The following is a 19,157-nucleotide window of genomic DNA, read 5'->3' as shown; positions in this document are numbered from 1 at the left end:
AGCCGCTCGCTACGCTCCGTCCCTCGCTAGCCACGCCAGCAACCCTTTCTGGGCGTGGAGACGGTTCTCCGCCTGGTCCCAGACGACGGCGTTGTCCGACTCGATGACCGCGTCGGTGACCTCCTCGCCGCGGTGGGCGGGCAGGCAGTGCATGAGCGTGCGGTCGCCCAGCAGGTCCGTCGTTATCTGGAAGCCGTCGAAGTCGTCCAGTTTCTCGTGGCGGCGGTCTTCCTGGCCCATGCTGACGAAGACGTCCGTGTAGACCACGTCGGCGCCGTCGACGGCCGCCTCGGGGTCCGTCGTGGTCGCGGGCGCGTCGCCGACCTCGGCGGCCCGGTCGAGCACCGCGTCGGACACCTCGTACCCCTCGGGCGTGGCGACGGTGAGGTCGATGCCCGTCATCGCCGCGCCGAGGACGAACGACTGACAGACGTTGTTGCCGTCGCCGACCCACGCCACGTCCACGTCGAACCCGTCGAACTTCTCGCGGATGGTCAGCAGGTCGGCGAGCGTCTGACAGGGGTGGGCGTCGTCGGTCAGCGCGTTGATGACCGGCACGTCGGAGTACGCGGCCAGTTCCTCGACGTCCTCGTGGTCGAAGACGCGGGCCATCACGAAATCGACGTAGCGGGCCAGCGCCCGCGCCGTGTCCTTGACCGGTTCACCGTGACCCAGGTGGATGTCGTCGGGGCCGAGGAACAGGGCGTGTCCGCCCAGTTGGGTCATCCCCGTCTCGAAGGAGACGCGGGTTCGCGTCGAGGGCTTCTCGAATATCATCCCCAGCGTCTGCTGGTCCAGCAGGTCCTCGTACTCGCCGGGGTCGGCTTTGATTTCGGCCGCGCGAGCGAGCACGGCGGACAGTTCGTCTGTCGTGAGGTCGTCGACGTCGAGCAGGTGCATGGTTACAGGAGGCGTTCGGTGACGTCCGTGAGGACGCCGACCGCGCGGTCGTACTCCGCGAGGTGGATGTGTTCGTCGGGCGCGTGGTCCAAATCGGAGTCGCCGGGGCCGTAGGTCGCCATCGGGCAGTCCCACGCCTTCGCGAAGACGTTCATGTCGCTGGTGCCGGTCTTGCGAAGCAAGGTGGGGTCGCCGCCGTGTTGGCGGATGGCGGCCCGGAACGCCCGCGCGACCGGGGTCCGGGGACTCTGCATGACGGGTTCGACCTTGTCGTCCCAGTGAACCGTGCCGTTGGTGAGGTGGCCGTCGGCGATTTCGCGAATCTCGTCGGTGGTGTACTCCGGGGGGACGCGTAGCTGTACGTCCATCGTCGCCTCGACGGAGAGGCCGTCCTCGGAGATGCCGCCGTCGATGTCGACGGGTTTGCAGGTCACCCGCTCGAACACCGGGACCCAGTCGTCGGGTTCGAACTCGTCCTCGACGGCGGCCCACCAGTCGATGGCGTCCTGAATGGCGTTGTTCTCCGGGCGCGAGGAGTGACCGGACTCGCTGGTGGCGACGTAGGTCCCACCGAGCAGCCCCCGGTAGCCCAGCGTGATGCCCTCCCAGCCGGAGGGTTCGCCGTTGACGACGGCGTCCGGTTCGGCGTCGCGGTCGGAGACGAGGTAGCGCGCGCCGCGGGAGTCGACCTCCTCGCCGACGACGCCGACGAAGGAGGCCCCGGTGCGAACGGCGGCAACGGCCATCGAACACAGCGGTCCTTTGGCGTCGACGCTGCCGCGGCCCCACAGCACGTCGCCCTCGTCGGTCTCCTCGATTCGGACCGGGATGTCACCCGGCACGGTGTCGACGTGGGAGGTCAGGAGGACGCCGTCGTCGGCGGGCGCGCGGACGTTGCCGACGTCGTCCAGCCACACCTCGCGGTCGTGAGCCTCGAAGAACTCCACGAGGCGTTCGGCGGCCTCGCGTTCCTCGGGGGTGATCGAGGGGATGCGGACGACGTCTTCGAGCAGTTGCCGGGCCTCGGCGTCCGCGTCCTCGCTGACTGCTTCGCTCATCCCACCACCTCGGCCATCGCGTCGACCACGGCGTCGGCGTGTTCCTCGTCGATGGTCAGCGGCGGGAGCAGTCGGACCACGGTCCGGCCCGCGGGGAGCGCGAGGATACCGTGGTTCAAGGCGAGTTGTTTCAGCGCCTTGTTCGCGCCGCGACCGACCTCGACGCCTATCATCAGGCCCTCGCCGCGGATGTCCCGAACTTCGTCGCCGATGGCCGCCTCGAGTTCCGTCTGGAGGTACTCACCCATGTCGGCGGCGTGTTCGGGGACGGACTCCTCGACGATGGTCGAGACGGTCGCGCCGGCGGCGGCGGAGATGACCGGGCCGCCGGAGAACGTCGAGGCGTGTGAGCCGTAGTTCTCGGCTATCCAGTCCCGACAGAGCGTCGCGCCGACCGGGAAGCCGTTGCCCAGTCCCTTCGCCGACGTGATCATGTCCGGCGTCACGTCCGCCCGCTGAGAGTCCCACAGCGCGCCGGTCCGGCCCATTCCGGTCTGGACCTCGTCGAAGACGAGCGCAGTCCCGGTCTCCTCGGTAATCTCGCGGGCCGCTTCGAGGTAGCCCGCCGACGCGGGGTTGATGCCGCCCTCGCCTTGGACCGGTTCGACGATGAACGCGGCGGTGTTCTCGTCGACAGCCTCGTCCAGCGCCTCGGCGTCGTCGTAGGGGACGAACTCCACGTCGCCGATGAGCGGTTCGTAGGGCTTCTTGTACTTGTCCTTCCACGTGGTGGCGAGCGCCCCCATCGTGCGGCCGTGGAACCCCTGCATCGTCGCGACGATTTTGGAGTTGCCCGTCGCCGAGCGCGCGAACTTCAGCGCCGCCTCGTTGGCTTCGGTCCCGGAGTTACAGAGCCACGTCTTGTCGATTGGGTCCGGGGCAGTGTCGGCCAGTAGGTCGTACAGCGCCGTCCGTTCGGCGTTGGGGTAGGAGGCCTGCACGTAGGTTATCTTCTCGAACTGCTCGGTGACCGCGTCCTGTACGGCCGGGTGGCCGTGTCCCAACGGGACGCAGGCGTAGGACGCGCCCATGTCGAGGAACTCCGTGCCGTCGTCGCCGTAGACGTAGGCACCGTCGCCACGCTCGATCTGGATGGGTTTCTCGTTGAAGACGAATCCGCTCATGAATCTACCTCCGAAATCGCACTCGCTTGCACGTGTGTTCCGTCGCCGGAGAGCGCCGACAGAATCGGCTCGTCGGCGTTCGCGTCGGCCACCACCACTTCGGGTGCGCCGCCGGAGAGCGCCTCTTCGGCGGCCATTATCTTCCGGCCCATGAATCCCTCGGCGGCGGCTTCGAGGGCCGTCCAGTCGTCGGCCGTCTCGACGGACTCGATGAGCGTCGACGGGTCGTCGGGGTCCTCGTAGACGCCCTCGACGTCTGTCAAGAGGACGAGCGTCGCGTCGAGTTCGGCGGCGATGGCCGCCGCCGAGCGGTCGGCGTCGGTGTTGACGGGGATGATTTCGCCGTCGTCTTCCCCGGCCATCGGCGGGGCCGCCACGGGCGTGTAGCCGTCCGAAAGCAGCGACCGCAGGAGGTCGCCGTTGACCTGCTTGATGGTCCCCGAGTGGTCACCGCGGCGAATCTTCTTCTTGCCGTCCTCGACGACGCGGACCGCGGACTTGCGTGGGCCGTACAGCAACTTACCGTCCACGCCGTTCAGACCGACGGCGTCGACGCCCTCGCTCTGGAGGCCCGCGACGAGTTGGGTGTTGAGGTGACCGAAGGCCATCTCGAACACTTCCATCGTCGTCTCGTCGGTGAACCGGCCGACGACGCCGCTCGGCGTCTCGACGTACTCCGGGTCGATGCCGAGTCGTTCGAGCGTCTCGTCGACTTTGGTAGAGCCGCCGTGAACCACGACGACCTGCTCTCCGTCCGCTGCGAGTGATGCCACGTCCGCGAGCGCCCCCGCTGGGTCGACCGCGCGAGCGCCACCGACTTTGATAACTACTGTCATGAAAACTACGGTCAGGGATTACGGTGCGCCGACGGGGTGGAGTCCCTGGAACTCCAGTCCCGCCGTCTCCTCGATGCCGAGGGCGACGTTGGCGGCGTGGACCGCCTGTCCCGCCGACCCCTTCATCATGTTGTCGATGGCCGAGAAGACGACCAGCCGCTTGTTGGCGGGGTCGAGTTCGAAGCCGACTTCGGCGCGGTTCGTCCCCGCGACGGCCTTCGGTTCGGGGTAGCGGTAGACGCCGCCACCGCCGGCGACCAACTCGACGAACGGTTCGTCCTCGTACTGGCCCCTGTACGCTCCCCAGAGGTCCCCTTTCGAGACGGGGCCGTCCGGGAAGACGTGACAGGTCGCGCTCGCGCCCCGGACCATGTCCACCGCGTGGACGGTAAAGGAGACGTCGACGCCGAGGAACTGCTGAATCTCGGCCTCGTGGCGGTGGCCCGTCGGCGCGTACGGGCGGACGACGCCCGAGCGCTCCGGGTGCGAGGAGGCCTCGCCGCCGCCGGCCCCGCCCTCGCTGGACCCGACCTTCACGTCGACGACTATCTGCTCGTCGCCCGAGAGCACGCCGTGTTCGAACAGCGGGAGCAGGCCCAGAATCGTCGCCGTGGCGTTACAGCCGCCGGAGGCGACGAGGTCCGCGCCCGCGAGGTTGTCGCGGTTCAGTTCCGGGAGCGCGTACTCGCTCTGTTCGAGGAGTTCGGGTCGCGTGTGCCCGTCGTACCACTCGTCGTACTGCGCCTCGGTGTCCAGACGGAAGTCCGCCGAGAGGTCGACGACCGTATCGGCCGCGTCCTGGAACTGGTCTATCTGCTCCATCGAGACGCCGTGTGGCGTCGCGGCGAACAGGACGTCCACCGATTCGAGGTCCTCGGGCGAGGAGAAGCGCAGGTCCGAGTGGCGGAGGTTGGGGTGCTGGTGGCCGACGGTCTTGTTCTCCTTCGAGCGACTCGTGGCCTGTGCGAGTTCGAACTCCGGGTGGCCGTCGAGGATGCGGAGGAGTTCCCCGCCGGTGAACCCGGAGCCGCCGACGACGCTGGCGGAGTACGTCATGCGGTGACCTCCGCGTCGCTCTCGCTTGCCGCCTTCGATTCGAGCCAGTCGACGACCGCCGCGGGCACGTCCACGTCGGTGACCTCGTTGAGCGCCTTGAACTCGACGGTGTGGTTGACCTCGTGGACCGTGTAGTCCTCCGCTCGCGGCTCGTCGCCGCTCGCGTCCCGGGTGTCGCTCTGCGACACCCCGACCTCCATCAGGTCGATACCCAACAGGCCGCCGCCGACGGCGGCCGACGCCTTCTCGACCAGTTCGAGCGCGCGGTCGTCCAGTTCGAACTCGTTCGTCTCGGCGCCTTTCGCGGCGTTGGTGAGCCAGTGGTCCGACGAGCGGACCATCGCCGCGATGGGTTCGCCGTCGACGGCCAGCACGCGGATGTCCCGGCCGGGCTTGTCGACGAACTCCTGCACGTAGAATATCTTGTGCTCGTAGTGGCCCAGCGTCTCCTTGTGCTCGAGGATGGCCTCGGCGGCCGAGCGGGAGTCGATTTTCGCCATCAGACGCCCCCACGACCCCACGACGGGCTTCAGCACGCAGGGGTAGCCGAAGTCCTCGATGGACTCTAGGGCGGCGTCCTTCGTGAACGCGACGTCGGTGTCGGGCGTCGGGACGCCCGCGTCGACCAGCGCGAGGCTGTTCTTCACCTTGTCCGCACAGGTCTCGGCGACCTCGGGGCCGTTGACGACCGGCACGTCGTAGGCCTTCGCGAACTTCGTCGCGTAGACGCTCCGCGAGGTGGCCAGACAGCGGTCGACGACGATGTCGAGGTCCGTGAACGCCTCGGGGGCCTCGCTGATGTTGAACTGCTGTTTGCGGACGTCTATCTTCACTACCTCGTGGTCGCGGTCGCGCAGTTCCGAGAGCAGGAGCTTCTCGTCCCGGCGGATGCGCGAGTAGAGTATCCCGACTCTCATGCTGTCTCCTCCGTGTGTCCGCGGGTCGCGGCGTCACGGGTCACGGGCGACGCGACGTGCCGCGCCACCGCGGCCACCTCACTCACCCCAGTCCTCTTCGAGCTCGGGTGCGCTGTCGAGCTCGACGGGGTCAGTGCCGACGACTTCGAGTTCGGCACCACAGGTAGCACAGTCGACGATCTCTCCGACTTCGAGGGAGTCGTGCAGGGAGACTTCCGCCCCGCACTCGATGCAGTCTGCCATTGTACCTCTCTCTCGCGGCCGCACCCACTTAAAACCTCCGAACTTATCAGAATAGAATAGTAACGCACACTACCGCCTAGCGCCGTCTAAATCCAGTATACCGCACGTGTCCGATTTCCGTATCAGATTTATGGTACAATCGCCCCCGACGGGGCTCGTCGTCGCTCACACATAGCGGTCGACCTCCGAGTGCCGGCGTTCGTGTGCGCGCTCGACGGCGGCGGCGGCCGTCTGGACCGTCTCGCCGTGGCCGGCCAGCACCTCCTCGGCGACGGACAGTTGGTCGGCGACGGCCTCGGGGGCCGGACCGCCGCGGGAGTCGCGCGTGGCGACGCTCTCGGCGGGGTCGAGGGCGGCCTCGACGGCCGCCCGGTCGACGAACTGGGAGAGCGGGTCGCCGAGAACGTCCTCGGCGATAGCCGAGATGGCCTCGTAGTCCGGGGCGTCCTCCTCTGGACCGAGCCCCGCGGCCGCCTCGGCGACGACTTCGTGGGCCGTGCGGAAGGGGACGCCGGCCATCGCCAGCAAGTCGGCGACGCCGGTGGCGGTGGCGAACCCCTCGCTCGCGGCGGCTTCGAGCGTCTCGGCGGGCCACTCCGCGGTGGCGACGGCGCCGGCGGCGACTTCGACGCTCTCGGTGACGCTGTCGATGGCGTCCCACGCGTGGCGGCCCGCGCGTTGCAGGTCGCGGTTGTACGCGCGCGGTTGCCCCTTCAGGTTCGTCAGCAGGCCGTTCAGCCCCGCCGTCGCGTCGCCGGTGCGGCCCCGCACCAGTTCCAGCGTGTCGGGGTTCTTCTTCTGGGGCATTATCGAGGAGGTGGAGGCGTAGTCGTCGTCGAGTTCGACGTGGCCCTTGCTGGCCATCACGACCACGTCCTCCGCGAGTCCGGAGAGCGTCGTCGCCAGCGTCGCGACGGCGCTCGTGACCTCCACGAGGAAGTCCCGCGCGGCGGAGGCGTCCATCGAGTTCTCCGCCACCGAGTCGAAGCCGAGCAGTTCGGCGGTTCGCTCGCGGTCCACGTCGAACGGCGTGCCCGCGAACGCGGCCGACCCCAGTGGGTTCTGGTTGACGCGCTCGTAGGCGTCGAACAAGCGCGCGGTGTCGCGCTGGAGCGCCTGCTCGTAGGACAGCACCCAGTGGGCGACCGTGGTCGGCTGTGCGGGCTGGAGGTGCGTGTAGCCGGGCATCACCGTCTCGACCTCCTCGCGGGCGACGGCGAGCAACTGCTCGCGGGCGCCGACGACCGTCTCGACGAGTTCGACGAGGTCCTCGCGCAGGCGATACCGGATGCAGGCGGCCACCTCGTCGTTGCGCGAGCGGGCGGTGTGCATCTTCCCGCCCTCGGGGCCGACGCGCTCGATGACCGCGCTCTCGATGGCCTCGTGGACGTCCTCGCCGTCGGGCAGTTCGGCGTGCCCGGCCGCCTCGACGTCGTCCAGCGCCGCCAGAATCTCGCCGACCGTCTCGCGGTCGACGACGTCCTGCTCTTCGAGCATCACGACGTGGGCGCGGTCGACGGCGAGGTCGGCCGCGAAGATGCGCTCGTCGTCGGCGAGCGAGGAGAGGAACGAGCGCGCAGGCCCGCCCGCGAAGCGGTCCCGGCGGACCACCGTCTCGTCGTCGGCGTCCCCGGCGTGGTCCTCCCCGTCGCTCATTGGGTTACTCCTCCGAGCCCTCCCCGTGGTCGTCCTCGCCGCTCCCGTCCGGAACGGCCGTCCCCTTCTTCGCGTTCTCTAAGATGCCGTTGGCGAGACGGGACTGGAAGCCGTGGTACTTCGCGACGCCGGTGGCGTCCTGCTGGGTGATGCCGCCGGTGACGTCCTCCTCGTCGAAAGACGCGGCGGACTCGCTGTAGACGGCGTAGTCGGACTCGCGGGAGACCGGACGGCAGTGGCCGCCCTCGAGTTTCACGGTGACTGAGCCGGTGACGCGCTCGTTCGTGTCGTCGATGAACGCTTCGAGTGCGCTCACGAGCGGCGCATCCACGAGGCCCTCGTAGGCCTTCTGGGACCACTGCTGGTCGACCTGGGCCTTGAACGCGCGCTCCTCCTGGGTGAGGACGAGGCCCTCCAGCGCCTCGTGGGCCGTCAGGAGCACCGTCGCCGCGGGGTGCTCGTAGTTCTCGCGGACTTTGAGGCCGAGCATGCGGTCCTCCATCATGTCCGTGCGGCCGATGCCGTGGGCACCGGCCTGTGCGTTGAGTCGCTCGATGAGTTCGACCTTCCCCAGTTCCTCGCCGTCGATAGCGACGGCCTCGCCGTCTTCGAACTCGACGTCGACGAGTTCGGCGTCCTTGCCCGAGGGGTTCTCGGTCCACTTGTAGATGTCGTCCTCGGGGATGGTCGAGGGGTCTTCGAGTTCGGAGCCCTCGATGGAACGGCTCCAGAGGTTCGTGTCGATGGAGTAGCGGCCGCCGTCGCCGCCCTCGACGGGCAGGCCCTTCTCCTGGGCGTACTCGTTCTCCCACTCGCGGGTCAGGCCGAGTTCGCGTACCGGGGCGATGACCTCCAGGTCCGAGTCGCGCCAGATGGCCTCGAAGCGCAGTTGGTCGTTGCCCTTGCCGGTACAGCCGTGGGCGATGCCGTTACACCCCTCCTCCTCGGCGACGGAGAGGATGGCCTTCGCGATAACCGGGCGGGCGAGCGCGGTGCCCAGCGGGTAGCCCTGATAGTCGGCGTTGGCCTTCACGGCCTTGAGACAGAGGTCCGCGAACTCCTCCTTCGCGTCGACGACGTGCTGCTCGACGCCGAGCGCCTCGGCCGTCTCCTCGGCCTCCTCGAACTCGTAGTCGGGCTGGCCGACGTCGACGGTGACGCCGATGACCTCGTCGTAGCCGTACTCCTCTTTCAGCAGCGATACGCAGACTGTCGTGTCGAGCCCACCGGAGAAGGCGAGCGCGACGGTTCCGTTTCCTTCTGGCATAGGTGTGTACTGTGTGGGTTCCGTGGTGTGACTGTCGGTTTGGACTGACACGCCGGACAGCCGACCGGCGGTACTCGGAGTCGAGACGAACCGTGAAACGAAGTGAGGAGAGTAGTGGGCCTAGCAGAGGGCCCGTCGTCGTCGTCGGCTCGGGGAGAAGCGGACGGACCGCTCGTCGGCGGCGGCGAACGCGTCGGCGACGGTGGTCCGCGTCATGTACGTCCGACTACTGTAGGTCCCGTACTAATAGCTTCCGTGTTAGAAACAGTGTGGCCGAGAGTCACACGGGAACCACTGTCAGGGTGTCGTCAGTAGTCGCCGTCGGGCGAGGGCTCGGTCTCGTTGGTCGCCGTGGTGTTGGTGTCGGGCAGGTCGCCGGTCTCGGCTTCGACGGACGTGTTCGCCGTCGTCTTCACGGTCGTCTGGGTGTCGTTCGTCTCCACGTCGACCGTGCCGTTCGTCCCGGCGTCGGCGTCCGCTCCGTTGCGTTCGCCGCGGTCCGCTCGTTGCTCGGGCCCGCGGTCCTCGGCCGGTCCGACGCCCTCGCCGACGTCGTTCCCGGCGATGCTGCGGGCGATTTCGGCCACTTCGGGGCCGGTCAGTTCCGCGGAACGCTGGGCCAGCGAGCGGACCGCTTCCATGTCGACGCCCTTCGCCTCGAGCGCCGCGGCGGGCAGCGTGCTCGCCGTCTCGTTGGTCTGGCTGGCCAACCGCTCGACGGTCCGGGTCTCGGCGTGGAGCTGGGCCATCCGGGCGCGGTACTCGCCCTCGCTCATCGACCCGTTCTCGCGGGCCTGCTGGAGGGCGGCCTTGCGCTGTCGGAGCTCTTCGAGACGGCCCTCTAGCTCGCCGGACTCGTCGGCGACGATGGCCGCGCGGGCGGTGTCGGTGTTGGCCTTCGCGACGCTGATGCCGTACGCGCGGGCCTCGACCTCGCCGCCGAGTTCGGCGCCCTGCACGCCGACCGCGCCGGCGAACTGCGCGCCGGGGGCGACGGTCGCGTTCTCACCGCGCTGTTCGGTCTGGGTCGACGTCTCCTGTGCCATCGTGGCCGCTGGCACCGCAGCCAGCGCGCTCGTCACGAGCAGGAGGGCCAGGAGTGCCGGAGTGGCTCGTCTCATCGTACCCACTGCTTGGCCCCCTATCCACGTATAAACCCCACACGATCAGCCCGGTTCGTCGCCGATTAACCCGGATTAAACCGCACGACAGCGGCGTAGTACTCCGCTTGCGGGGTGTGAAATGCCGGAACAGTTATTACTCGTCGTTCTCGTCGCCGCCGTTCGTCTCGGTCACGTCCGTATCGGGGAGAGTGACGACGTTCTCGCGGCCGATGCGGAACGTCTCCAGTTCGTCGTCCTCGCGGAGGCCGCCGATGACCTGACTCGTCTTGGCGTCGGTCCAGTCGAGTCGGCTCGCGACCTCCTGCTGTTTGATGCGCCCGCCGTTCTCGTTCAGCAGTTTCAACACCTGCTCCTCGTTGCTGAGCAGGTCCGCCGGAGGTTCGGACGCCCCGTTGCCGGCGGCCCCGGCGCTGGCGGCGTTCCCGGCGGCGCCACTCGCGTCGTCGGTCACCGATTGGCTCGCCCCGCCCTCGGACGCCGCCGTCGACTGCTGGGCCGGTTCGTCGCCCTCGCGGCCGTCGCCACCGTCGCCGGCGAGCAGGCCCGACCGGCGCGCCCAGTAGGCGGCCCCGACGAGGCCGAGGACCACCACTAGCGCCCCGCCGACGAGCGTCGTGTCGAGGCCACCGTCACCGCTCCCGCCGCCCTCCTGCGCGAGGACGACCCGTGGCTCGTCGGTGCCGAACTGCTGTTGGCCCCGCCACGTGGCCGACGTGTTCGAGCGGTCGTCCGGTTGGGGCGTGACGCTCTGGGCGCCGTACCCCGCGGGCCACGACAGCGTCAGGGACGTCTCGCTGTCGAGGAACAGCCCCGAGAGGGCGTCGCCGGCCGTGAGACGGCCGTCGTCGGTGGCGGCGAAGTTCGTCCACTGGAAGCGGTAGGTGACGACGCCGTACGTCTGCCCGAACGACTCCTGTGTGGCCGTGACGCTGACGTTCTCGATGGCCATCTCCCGGCCGGTCGCGTTCTCGGCGGCGCGGGCCGTGCCGGCCATCCGGTCGCCGAACCGGTCCGTGTAGGCCGTCTCGTTGGCGCGGATGTCGGCCTGTAACTCCTCGAAGGCCTGCGTGTCGTTGTCGGTCTCCAGTCGAATCCGGTAGGCGACGGTCCACTGCGCGTCGCCGTCGGCCTGCACGTCGGCGGTCATCACGACCACGTCGGGGTCGACCGACTGCTGGGAGAGACCGCCGAAGGCGGCGCCCGCCGCCGTCGCGGTCAGCGTCGCAGTCACGAGCAACAGAGCGACCAGTAGGCTACCGATTCGTCGCATTCTGTGGGCAGTTTACGCTCGGCGACAATATGACTTGTTGCCGAACGCTGGCCACAACTGGTTTCACCCGCCGACCGGAAGCCAGGGCCATGAACCGCGGGAAAGTCGACGTAGACACGCTGCTGAAAGTACTGCTCCTCCTCGTCGTGGTCTGGATAGCGCTGGAAGTCGTCGAGGGCGTGCTCGGCATCCTCGGGTGGCTCCTCGGCCCGCTCCAGCCGCTCCTCGGCATCGCGCTCATCGTGCTCATCGTCCTCTACCTGACCGACCGCCTGTAGACGGCGGACCGCGCCCCTTTTGCCGACCGCCCGACTCGCTAGCGGCGTGTACAGCCTGAACGTGTCCCTGCCGTCGTCGGTGACGGCGCTCGCGGGCCGCCTCGCGAGAGACGTGCCGCGCGCGCAGGCACGGCCCCGCGGCGAGCACACGCTGGTCGTCAAACGACTGGGGGGCGGCGACCACGCCGCCTACGCCCGCATCGAGGGGTGCGCCCGGGACGCCCTGCGGGGCACCGACCCCTTCGCCGTCCGGGTCACCGGCGTCGAGCAGTTCGAGACGGCGGTGACCGGTCCCTCCCCCGTCGTCTACCTCGCCGTCGAGAGCCCCGGCCTGCGGGCGCTCCACGAACGCCTCTGTGGCGAGTTCGACCCCGTCGACAGGATGGAAGGCGACGCGTACGTCCCGCACGTCACCGTGGCACGGGGCGGCGACCCCGCGGCGGCCGACCGACTGGTCGACCGGGAGCTAGACCCCATCGAGTGGACCGTCGAGGAACTCGTCTTCCACGACGCCGACCGCGGGCAGTCCGTCAGTCGGGTCACCCTGCCGGCGTAGGGGGCGGCGAGTCAGGGCGGTACGTTTTTGCCGTCCCCTACCGTCCCGTTCCAGTATGGATTATCGGGAGGTCGACACCGCCTCGGAGTACGTCTGCCGACTGGACCACGGCGCCGACTGGCGAGCGCAGATAGAGTCGTTCGCCGACGACGAGGACGTCGACGCGGCTTTCTTCTACGGCCTCGGCGCGGTGCAGGACGCCGAAATCTGGTTCTACGACCAGGACCGGACCGAGTACGACGCCGTCACCTTCGACGAACCGCTGGAAGTGGCCGCGTGCGTGGGCAACGTCTCGTGGCTAGAGGGGGAGCGGTTCGCCCACACCCACGCCGTCCTCTCTCGCCCGGACGGCGAGGCCGTCGCCGGCCACCTGAACGCCGGCACCGTCTGGGCCGGGGAACTGTACGTCCGCGCGTTCGACACCCACCTCGAACGCGAACACGACGAACGGACGGACCTCGACCTCTGGGACCTCTGAGATGCGCGAGGCCGACGAACAGTACTTCGAGACACTCGAGACGGAACTCGAGTCGGCGATGGACGTCGCCCAGCGCGCCCGCCAGCGCGGGGGCGACCCCGAACCCGAGGTCGAGATTCCGACCGCGCGGGACATGGCCGACCGCGTCGAGAACATCCTCGGTATCGACGGCGTCGCCGAACGAGTGCGGGAACTGGAGGGCGAGATGTCACGCGAGGAGGCCGCCCTCGAACTCGTCGAGGACTTCGTCGAGGGGACCGTCGGCGACTACGACACCCGCGAGGGGAAGGTCGAGGGAGCCGTTCGGACCGCGGTCGCCCTGCTGACCGAGGGGGTCGTCGCCGCGCCCATCGAGGGCATCGACCGCGTCGAACTGCTGGAGAACGACGACGGGACGGAGTTCATCAACGTCTACTACGCCGGCCCCATCCGTTCGGCGGGTGGGACCGCACAGGCCCTGTCGGTGTTGGTCGCCGACTACGCCCGCGCACTGCTGGGCATCGACCAGTACAGGGCCCGCGAGGAGGAGATCGGTCGCTACGCCGAGGAGATAGACCTCTACGACAAGGACACCGGCCTCCAGTACTCGCCGAAGGAGAAGGAGACGAAGTTCATCGCCGAGCACATGCCAATCATGCTGGACGGCGAGGCCACCGGCGACGAGGAGGTGTCGGGGTATCGGGACCTCGAACGGGTGGACTCGAACTCCGCCCGCGGCGGGATGTGTCTCGTCCTCGCGGAGGGCATCGCGCTGAAGGCCCCGAAGATTCAGCGCTACACCCGTAATCTGGACGAGGTCGACTGGCCGTGGTTGCAGGACCTCATCGACGGCACCATCGGGAAAGACGGCGAGGCCGATCAGGGGGAGGCCTCGGAGAGCGCGAGCGGTGAAACCGCGAGCGATGCGGGCACTGACGACGACGGCGACGAGGACCCGAGCGAGGAACAGGCCGGCCCGCCCCGCGTCGAACCCGCGAAGAAGTACCTCCGTGACCTCATCGCCGGCCGGCCGGTGTTCTCACACCCCTCGAAGTCGGGCGGCTTCCGCCTGCGCTACGGCCGGGCGCGCAACCACGGATTCGCGACGGCGGGGGTCCACCCCGCGACGATGCATCTGGTCGACGACTTCCTCGCGACCGGGACCCAGATAAAGACCGAACGGCCCGGGAAGGCGGCGGGCGTCGTCCCCGTCGACACCATCGAGGGGCCGACGGTCCGGCTCGCCAACGGCGACGTCCGGCGCATCGACGACGCCGAGGAGGCGCTCGAGGTCAGGAACGGCGTCGAGAAGATACTCGACCTCGGCGAGTACCTCGTCAACTACGGCGAGTTCGTCGAGAACAACCACCCGCTGGCCCCGGCCTCCTACACCGTCGAGTGGTGGGAGCAGGACTTCGAGGCCGCGGGCGCGGACGTGCAGGCGATGCGGGACAGTCCGACCGTCGACCTCGCGGACCCCAGCGCCGAGGAGGCCCTAGAGTGGGCCAGCGAGTACGACGCACCGCTCCACCCGAAGTACACCTACCTCTGGCACGACGTGAGCGTCGAGCAGATGGGGGCGCTGGCCGACGCCATCGACGAGGGACGGGTCGCACACACCGACGGTGCCGTCGTCGAGGGGCCGGGGAGCGCCGCCGCCGACGGCGACCTCGTCCTCCCGCGGACCGACGACGCACGGGCCGCCCTCGAACGGCTACTGGTCGAGCACTCACAGGACGAGGACCGCCTCGTCGTCCCCGATTGGCTCCCGCTGGTCCGCACGCTCGGCTTCGACCGGTCGCTCGAACGGACGTGGGCTATCGAGGACCTCTCGGACCGCGCGAAGACCTACGGCGAACAGGAGGCGGCCGACGCCATCGGCTACGTCGACGACGAACTGGGCGACGAGGCGGGTCGGAACGCCGTCCTCGCGGTCGACGAGGTGTCGCCCTTCGAGATACGGGAGCGCGCCCCGACCCGCATCGGCAACCGGATGGGCCGGCCCGAGAAGTCAGAGCGGCGGGACCTCTCGCCGGCGGTCCACACGCTCTTCCCCATCGGCGAGGCCGGCGGGGCACAGCGGAGCGTCGCCGACGCGACCAAACACGCCGACTCGATGAGCGAGACACCGGGCCGCGTCGAGGTGGAGGTGGCCCGGCGGCGCTGTCCCGACTGCGCCACGGAGACCCACGAAGCCCGCTGTCCGGAGTGTGACGCCGTCGCCGAGACGGTGTACGTCTGCCCCGACTGCGAGACGGAGGTCGAACCCGACGAGTCCGGTCGCGCGGAGTGTGGCCGCTGTGAGACGCTGGCCTCGCCCACCCAGTACACGGAACTAGACATCCGGGAGATATACCGCGACGCCCTCCAGAGCGTGGGCGAGCGCGAGACGGCGTTCGACACGCTGAAAGCGGTCAAGGGGCTCACCTCCGAGGAGAAACTTCCCGAACCGATGGAGAAGGGGATTCTGCGGGCGAAACACGACGTCTCGGCGTTCAAGGACGGCACCGTCCGGTACGACATGACCGACCTGCCGGTGACGGCGGTCCGACCGGCCGAACTCGACGTCGACCCCGACCGCCTGCGCCATCTCGGCTACGAGACGGACATCCACGGCGACCCGCTGACTCGCGCCGACCAACTGGTCGAACTGAAAGTGCAGGACATCGTCCTCTCGGACGGCGCGGCCGAACACATGCTCCAGACCGCGGCGTTCGTCGACGACCTCCTGGAGCAGTACTACGGTCTGGACCCGTACTACGAGTTCGACGACCGCGAGGAACTCGTGGGCGAACTCGTCTTCGGGATGGCCCCCCACACCTCCGCCGCGACGGTCGGCCGGGTCGTCGGCTTTACCTCGGCGGCCGTCGGCTACGCCCACCCGTACTTCCACGCCGCCAAACGGCGGAACTGCTTCCATCCAGAGACCCGCCTCTGGCACCGCGACGAGGACGACGAGTGGGCCTACGGCACCATCGAGGAACTGGTGGAGTCTCGGCTCGACGACCCCGAAGCGGACGACTTCGGGACGCTCATGCAGGAACTGGACGGCGACGTCGCGGTGCCCTCGCTGGGGGCGGACGGCCCCTGCCGCAGACCGGTCGAGGCCGTCTCGAAACACCCCGCGCCGGACCACCTCGTCCGAGTCGAGGTCGGCGACCGGACGCTGCGGGTCACCCCGGACCACACGATGCTCCGGGCCGGGGCCGACGGCGTCGAGGAAGTCCCGGCCAGCGACATCGACGTCGGCGACGACCTGCCGGCGTACGACGGCGGCGAGACGACGATGACCGGTGCCGGGGCGGCCGTCCCGGTGGCCGACGGCGCGGGCGTCCCGACGGACGCCGTGACCGCCGTCGAGTACGTCGAGAGCGACGTCGACCACGTCTACTGTCTCACCGTCGCCGACACCCACCGGGTCGCCGTCGAGGGCACCTACGTCGGCCAGTGCGACGGCGACGAGGACTGCGTGATGCTCCTGATGGACGGCCTGCTCAACTTCTCGAAGTCCTACCTCCCGAACAAGCGCGGGGGGCAGATGGACGCCCCGCTGGTGATGTCCTCGCGAATCGACCCCAGCGAAATCGACGACGAGGCCCACAACATGGACATCATGGACCGCTACCCTCGCGAGTTCTACGAGGCCACGCGGGAGCTGGCCGACCCCGCCGAGGTGGAAGACGTCATGACGATAGCCGAGGAGACGCTGGGCACCGACCGCGAGTACACTGACTTCCGGCACACCCACGACACCACCGACCTCGCGGCCGGGCCGGACCTCTCGGCGTACAAGACGCTCGGGTCGATGGAGGAGAAGATGGACGCCCAGTTGTCCCTCTCGCGGAAACTGCGGGCCGTCGTCGAGTCCGACGTGGCCGAGCGCATCATCGAGTACCACTTCCTGCCGGACCTCATCGGTAACCTCCGGGCGTTCTCCAGACAGGAGGTGCGGTGTCTGGACTGCGGGGAGTCCTACCGCCGGATGCCGCTGACCGGCGACTGCCGGGAGTGTGGCGGCCGCGTGAACCTCACCGTCCACGAGGGGTCGGTGACGAAGTACATCGACACGGCCATCCGCGTCGCCGACGAGTTCGGCGCCCGCGACTACACGAAACAGCGGTTGAAGATCCTCGAACGCTCTATCGAGTCGGTGTTCGAGAACGACCACAACAAGCAGTCCGGCATCGCGGACTTCATGTAGGTCGGCCTGCGCTCTCAGGCCGCCGACGACCGCATGACGGGCGTGTGACGACCGTCCGATGGGTGCTTTTGACACTCGACACCAATCGTGGTGTGTGACCACACGACCCACCCAAGTGGCGACGCCCGAGTCCGGGTCGGACGTCGACCGCACGTCCACCCGGGCCACCCCGACGAGCATCGCACAGTTCGAACTGACCGTCCTGCACTGTCGCATCGCCGCGCTGGAGGCGGCGCTCGAGTCCGAGCGCGAACGCCGTCGAGCGGTCGTCGAGCGGTACGAGCGGTTGCTCGACGAGCGCTAATCAGTGGCCGGCCACGTCGCTGACCTCGAACCGAGCGCCGCCGGCGTCGCTCTCGGTGACCGCCACCGACCACCCGTGTGCCTCCGCGATGGTCTTCACGATGTAGAGCCCGTACCCCGTGCCGTCCTCGCTGTCGGTGTACCCCATCTCGAACACCTTCTCGCGTTCGCTCTCGGCGATACCGGGGCCGTCGTCGGCGACGTAGAACCCCTCGCCGTCCGGGAGCATCCCGACGGTGACGGTGACCGCGTCGCCGCCGTCATCACCGTGTTCGACGGCGTCGCCGGCGGGCGTCCGAGTGCCCGTAGCGCCGTGCTCCACGGCGTTCCGGAGGAGGTTTTCGAGGAGTTCGACCAGTCGGGAGTCGTCGGCCTCGACGGTGCCGAGGTCGACGGTTCGGACCGCGAGACGGTCGGCGTCGACGGAATTCCGGGCCTCGTCGACGGCGGCCTCCAACTGGACGGGCGTCGTCTCGCCGACGGCCTGACCCTTCTTCGCGAGCGTCAGCAGTTCCTCGGTCAACTGCGCCATCCGGTCGAGGGCGTCGTCTATCTTGTCGAAGTGCTCCGGTTGCGGGTCGTCCCTGGCGAGTTCGGCGTAGGCGTCGGCGACGGTCAGCGGGTTCCGCAGGTCGTGGCTGACGATGCTGGCGAACTCCTCTAACCGTTCGTTCTGGCGTTCGAGTTCGCGCTCGCGTTCGGCCCGGTCCAGTGCGGCCTCGACGTTGGCCGCGAGGATGTCGGCGAGGTCCAGCGTGAACTCGTCGACGGTCCCCTCTCCCGTCGTGACGCCGAAGACGCCGTGGTCGCCCACGGGGATGAGGGCGGCGGCGGGTTCGTCGACGGCCGTCCACTCGGCCGTCGCGTCGGCCCCGCCGGCGGTGACGAACAGCGTCTCGCCGCGGTCGAAGGCCCGGTCGTACCACCCCGCGTACTGGTCGTATATCTGCCCCCCGTCGTCCGGGTCGACCGGCCGGAGGTCGCCGCTGTCGGCGTCGACGAGGGCGACCTGCACGCGCGGGAGCGCCGGGATGTCCTCGGCGATGGCGACGGTCACCTCGCCGATTTCGGTCCGGTCGCCCGCCCGCACGAGGTCACGGCTGGCCTCGTGGACCGCCCGCACCATGTGCTCCTGTCGCTTCTCGTCGGTGACGTCGCGGGCGCTGCCGACGATACCGATGGGGTCGCCGTCGGCGTCGAATCGGGGCGCTTTCGCCGTGTTGACCCAGCGACTGCGGCCCTCGATGTCGACGTAGTGTTCGACCTTGTGCAGCATCGGTTCGCCGGCGGCCATGATGCGCTGTTCCTCCGCGTAGAGGTCCTCCGCGAGGTCGTGCGGGAGCAGTTCGTAGTCGGTCAGGCCGACCAACTCGTCCCGGTCGAAGTCGTACTCGCTGGCCGTGACCGCGCTGGTGTCGACGAACCGGCCGACGTCGTCCTTGACGAACAGTTGGTGGGGAAACGAGTCCAGCAGCGAGTCCAGCAGGTCGGGGTCGGACTGGAAGTGCGTCTCGCGGCCGGCGGCCTGCTCGACCCGGCGGACGACGAGTTCCGGGCGGTCGGCCGTCATCGTCATCGCGACGTCGGCGCCCGACTCGACCACCCGGTGGGTGAACGCCCGCGTCGTCGTCGCCATCGACCCGATGTCGTGGCCGTAGATGGCGACCGGCACGTCGGGTCGGGCGTCGGTGAGCGCGTCCAGTTGGGCGAAGGCGTCGACGGCCGGGAGCGACGCCGTCGCCGGCGCGTGTAACAGGACACAGCAGTCCGCGGTCGCCGGCACGTCGGCGACTGTCTCGACGGTCGTGACCACCACGTCGTCGGCCCCCCGGAGCGCGGCGACGACCGGGTCGAGTCGCCCGTCCGGGTCGACGCAGGTGACCGCAAGCGGGTCGGGTTCGCTCATCGCCG

The 19,157-nt window shown here is 69.0% G+C and carries 17 protein-coding genes; 5 read left to right on the top strand and 12 right to left on the bottom strand.

The genetic code is table 11. The annotated features are described in order from the left end of the window. Nucleotides 1–9: 9 nt before the first annotated feature. From argF to EGH21_RS05875, 11 genes are all read right to left on the bottom strand, one after another. Nucleotides 10–900, bottom strand: a complete 891-nt coding sequence (gene argF / locus EGH21_RS05925) for an ornithine carbamoyltransferase (RefSeq protein WP_220617556.1) — start codon at nucleotides 898–900, stop codon at nucleotides 10–12. A gap of 2 nt (nucleotides 901–902) precedes the next feature. Next, complete coding sequence (locus EGH21_RS05920; protein WP_220617555.1) at nucleotides 903–1,958, bottom strand: [LysW]-lysine hydrolase; 1,056 nt, start codon at nucleotides 1,956–1,958, stop codon at nucleotides 903–905. Further along, on the bottom strand, nucleotides 1,955–3,082 hold the full coding sequence (locus EGH21_RS05915; RefSeq protein WP_220617554.1) for an aspartate aminotransferase family protein: 1,128 nt from the start codon (nucleotides 3,080–3,082) through the stop codon (nucleotides 1,955–1,957). The genes EGH21_RS05920 and EGH21_RS05915 overlap by 4 nt, the downstream gene beginning before the upstream one ends. Then, nucleotides 3,079–3,918, bottom strand: a complete 840-nt coding sequence (locus tag EGH21_RS05910) for an acetylglutamate/acetylaminoadipate kinase (RefSeq protein ID WP_220617553.1) — start codon at nucleotides 3,916–3,918, stop codon at nucleotides 3,079–3,081. The genes EGH21_RS05915 and EGH21_RS05910 overlap by 4 nt, the downstream gene beginning before the upstream one ends. Nucleotides 3,919–3,936: 18 nt before the next feature. Then, nucleotides 3,937–4,974 (bottom strand): N-acetyl-gamma-glutamyl-phosphate reductase, encoded by a 1,038-nt coding sequence (gene argC / locus EGH21_RS05905; RefSeq protein ID WP_220617552.1) that lies wholly within the window; start codon nucleotides 4,972–4,974, stop codon nucleotides 3,937–3,939. Next, complete coding sequence (gene lysX, locus EGH21_RS05900; RefSeq protein WP_220617551.1) at nucleotides 4,971–5,891, bottom strand: lysine biosynthesis protein LysX; 921 nt, start codon at nucleotides 5,889–5,891, stop codon at nucleotides 4,971–4,973. The genes argC and lysX overlap by 4 nt, the downstream gene beginning before the upstream one ends. 78 nt (nucleotides 5,892–5,969) lie before the next feature. Next, entirely contained in the window at nucleotides 5,970–6,134 is a 165-nt protein-coding gene (gene lysW, locus EGH21_RS05895) for a lysine biosynthesis protein LysW (protein WP_220617550.1), read from the bottom strand. A 165-nt stretch (nucleotides 6,135–6,299) separates the two neighbouring features. Continuing rightward, nucleotides 6,300–7,790 (bottom strand): argininosuccinate lyase, encoded by a 1,491-nt coding sequence (argH, locus tag EGH21_RS05890; RefSeq protein ID WP_220617549.1) that lies wholly within the window; start codon nucleotides 7,788–7,790, stop codon nucleotides 6,300–6,302. A gap of 4 nt (nucleotides 7,791–7,794) precedes the next feature. Beyond that, on the bottom strand, nucleotides 7,795–9,057 hold the full coding sequence (locus EGH21_RS05885) for an argininosuccinate synthase (RefSeq protein WP_220617548.1): 1,263 nt from the start codon (nucleotides 9,055–9,057) through the stop codon (nucleotides 7,795–7,797). 308 nt (nucleotides 9,058–9,365) lie between these two features. Next, on the bottom strand, nucleotides 9,366–10,178 hold the full coding sequence (locus tag EGH21_RS05880) for a DUF7096 domain-containing protein (protein WP_220617547.1): 813 nt from the start codon (nucleotides 10,176–10,178) through the stop codon (nucleotides 9,366–9,368). 136 nt (nucleotides 10,179–10,314) lie between these two features. Next, entirely contained in the window at nucleotides 10,315–11,451 is a 1,137-nt protein-coding gene (locus EGH21_RS05875) for a helix-turn-helix transcriptional regulator (RefSeq protein ID WP_220617546.1), read from the bottom strand. An 89-nt stretch (nucleotides 11,452–11,540) separates the two neighbouring features. On the opposite strand from EGH21_RS05875, the gene EGH21_RS05870 reads away from it, so the two are divergent. The 5 genes from EGH21_RS05870 to EGH21_RS05850 all read left to right on the top strand — a co-directional run bounded on the left by EGH21_RS05870 (nucleotide 11,541) and on the right by EGH21_RS05850 (nucleotide 17,247). Further along, nucleotides 11,541–11,729, top strand: coding sequence for a DUF7554 family protein (locus tag EGH21_RS05870; protein WP_220617545.1), 189 nt, complete (start codon nucleotides 11,541–11,543; stop codon nucleotides 11,727–11,729). A gap of 46 nt (nucleotides 11,730–11,775) precedes the next feature. Further along, the gene (locus EGH21_RS05865) at nucleotides 11,776–12,285 is read left to right on the top strand and encodes a 2'-5' RNA ligase family protein (RefSeq protein ID WP_220617544.1); all 510 of its coding nucleotides are present in this window, start codon (nucleotides 11,776–11,778) and stop codon (nucleotides 12,283–12,285) included. A gap of 55 nt (nucleotides 12,286–12,340) precedes the next feature. Beyond that, the gene (locus tag EGH21_RS05860) at nucleotides 12,341–12,763 is read left to right on the top strand and encodes a PPC domain-containing DNA-binding protein (RefSeq protein ID WP_220617543.1); all 423 of its coding nucleotides are present in this window, start codon (nucleotides 12,341–12,343) and stop codon (nucleotides 12,761–12,763) included. A 1-nt stretch (nucleotide 12,764) separates the two neighbouring features. Continuing rightward, entirely contained in the window at nucleotides 12,765–16,943 is a 4,179-nt protein-coding gene (locus EGH21_RS05855; RefSeq protein ID WP_220617542.1) for a DNA-directed DNA polymerase II large subunit, read from the top strand. A 94-nt stretch (nucleotides 16,944–17,037) separates the two neighbouring features. Beyond that, complete coding sequence (locus tag EGH21_RS05850) at nucleotides 17,038–17,247, top strand: hypothetical protein (RefSeq protein ID WP_220617541.1); 210 nt, start codon at nucleotides 17,038–17,040, stop codon at nucleotides 17,245–17,247. On the opposite strand, the gene EGH21_RS05845 is transcribed toward EGH21_RS05850, so the two are convergent. Further along, complete coding sequence (locus EGH21_RS05845; protein ID WP_220617540.1) at nucleotides 17,248–19,152, bottom strand: sensor histidine kinase; 1,905 nt, start codon at nucleotides 19,150–19,152, stop codon at nucleotides 17,248–17,250. Nucleotides 19,153–19,157 lie beyond the last annotated feature (5 nt).

Source organism: Haloarcula rubra (genome assembly GCF_019599465.1).
Taxonomy (GTDB): Archaea; Halobacteriota; Halobacteria; order Halobacteriales; family Haloarculaceae; genus Haloarcula; species Haloarcula rubra.
The sequence above is the reverse complement of the archived record's forward strand: the minus strand, read 5'-3'. Positions and strand labels throughout refer to the sequence as shown.

Coding starts and splice junctions, on each gene's coding strand:
- argF (WP_220617556.1), bottom strand. CDS start 900: ATGCACCTGCTCGACGTCGACGACCTCACGACAGACGAACTGTCCGCC.
- EGH21_RS05920 (WP_220617555.1), bottom strand. CDS start 1,958: ATGAGCGAAGCAGTCAGCGAGGACGCGGACGCCGAGGCCCGGCAACTG.
- EGH21_RS05915 (WP_220617554.1), bottom strand. CDS start 3,082: ATGAGCGGATTCGTCTTCAACGAGAAACCCATCCAGATCGAGCGTGGC.
- EGH21_RS05910 (WP_220617553.1), bottom strand. CDS start 3,918: ATGACAGTAGTTATCAAAGTCGGTGGCGCTCGCGCGGTCGACCCAGCG.
- argC (WP_220617552.1), bottom strand. CDS start 4,974: ATGACGTACTCCGCCAGCGTCGTCGGCGGCTCCGGGTTCACCGGCGGG.
- lysX (WP_220617551.1), bottom strand. CDS start 5,891: ATGAGAGTCGGGATACTCTACTCGCGCATCCGCCGGGACGAGAAGCTC.
- lysW (WP_220617550.1), bottom strand. CDS start 6,134: ATGGCAGACTGCATCGAGTGCGGGGCGGAAGTCTCCCTGCACGACTCC.
- argH (WP_220617549.1), bottom strand. CDS start 7,790: ATGAGCGACGGGGAGGACCACGCCGGGGACGCCGACGACGAGACGGTG.
- EGH21_RS05885 (WP_220617548.1), bottom strand. CDS start 9,057: ATGCCAGAAGGAAACGGAACCGTCGCGCTCGCCTTCTCCGGTGGGCTC.
- EGH21_RS05880 (WP_220617547.1), bottom strand. CDS start 10,178: ATGAGACGAGCCACTCCGGCACTCCTGGCCCTCCTGCTCGTGACGAGC.
- EGH21_RS05875 (WP_220617546.1), bottom strand. CDS start 11,451: ATGCGACGAATCGGTAGCCTACTGGTCGCTCTGTTGCTCGTGACTGCG.
- EGH21_RS05870 (WP_220617545.1), top strand. CDS start 11,541: ATGAACCGCGGGAAAGTCGACGTAGACACGCTGCTGAAAGTACTGCTC.
- EGH21_RS05860 (WP_220617543.1), top strand. CDS start 12,341: ATGGATTATCGGGAGGTCGACACCGCCTCGGAGTACGTCTGCCGACTG.
- EGH21_RS05855 (WP_220617542.1), top strand. CDS start 12,765: ATGCGCGAGGCCGACGAACAGTACTTCGAGACACTCGAGACGGAACTC.
- EGH21_RS05845 (WP_220617540.1), bottom strand. CDS start 19,152: ATGAGCGAACCCGACCCGCTTGCGGTCACCTGCGTCGACCCGGACGGG.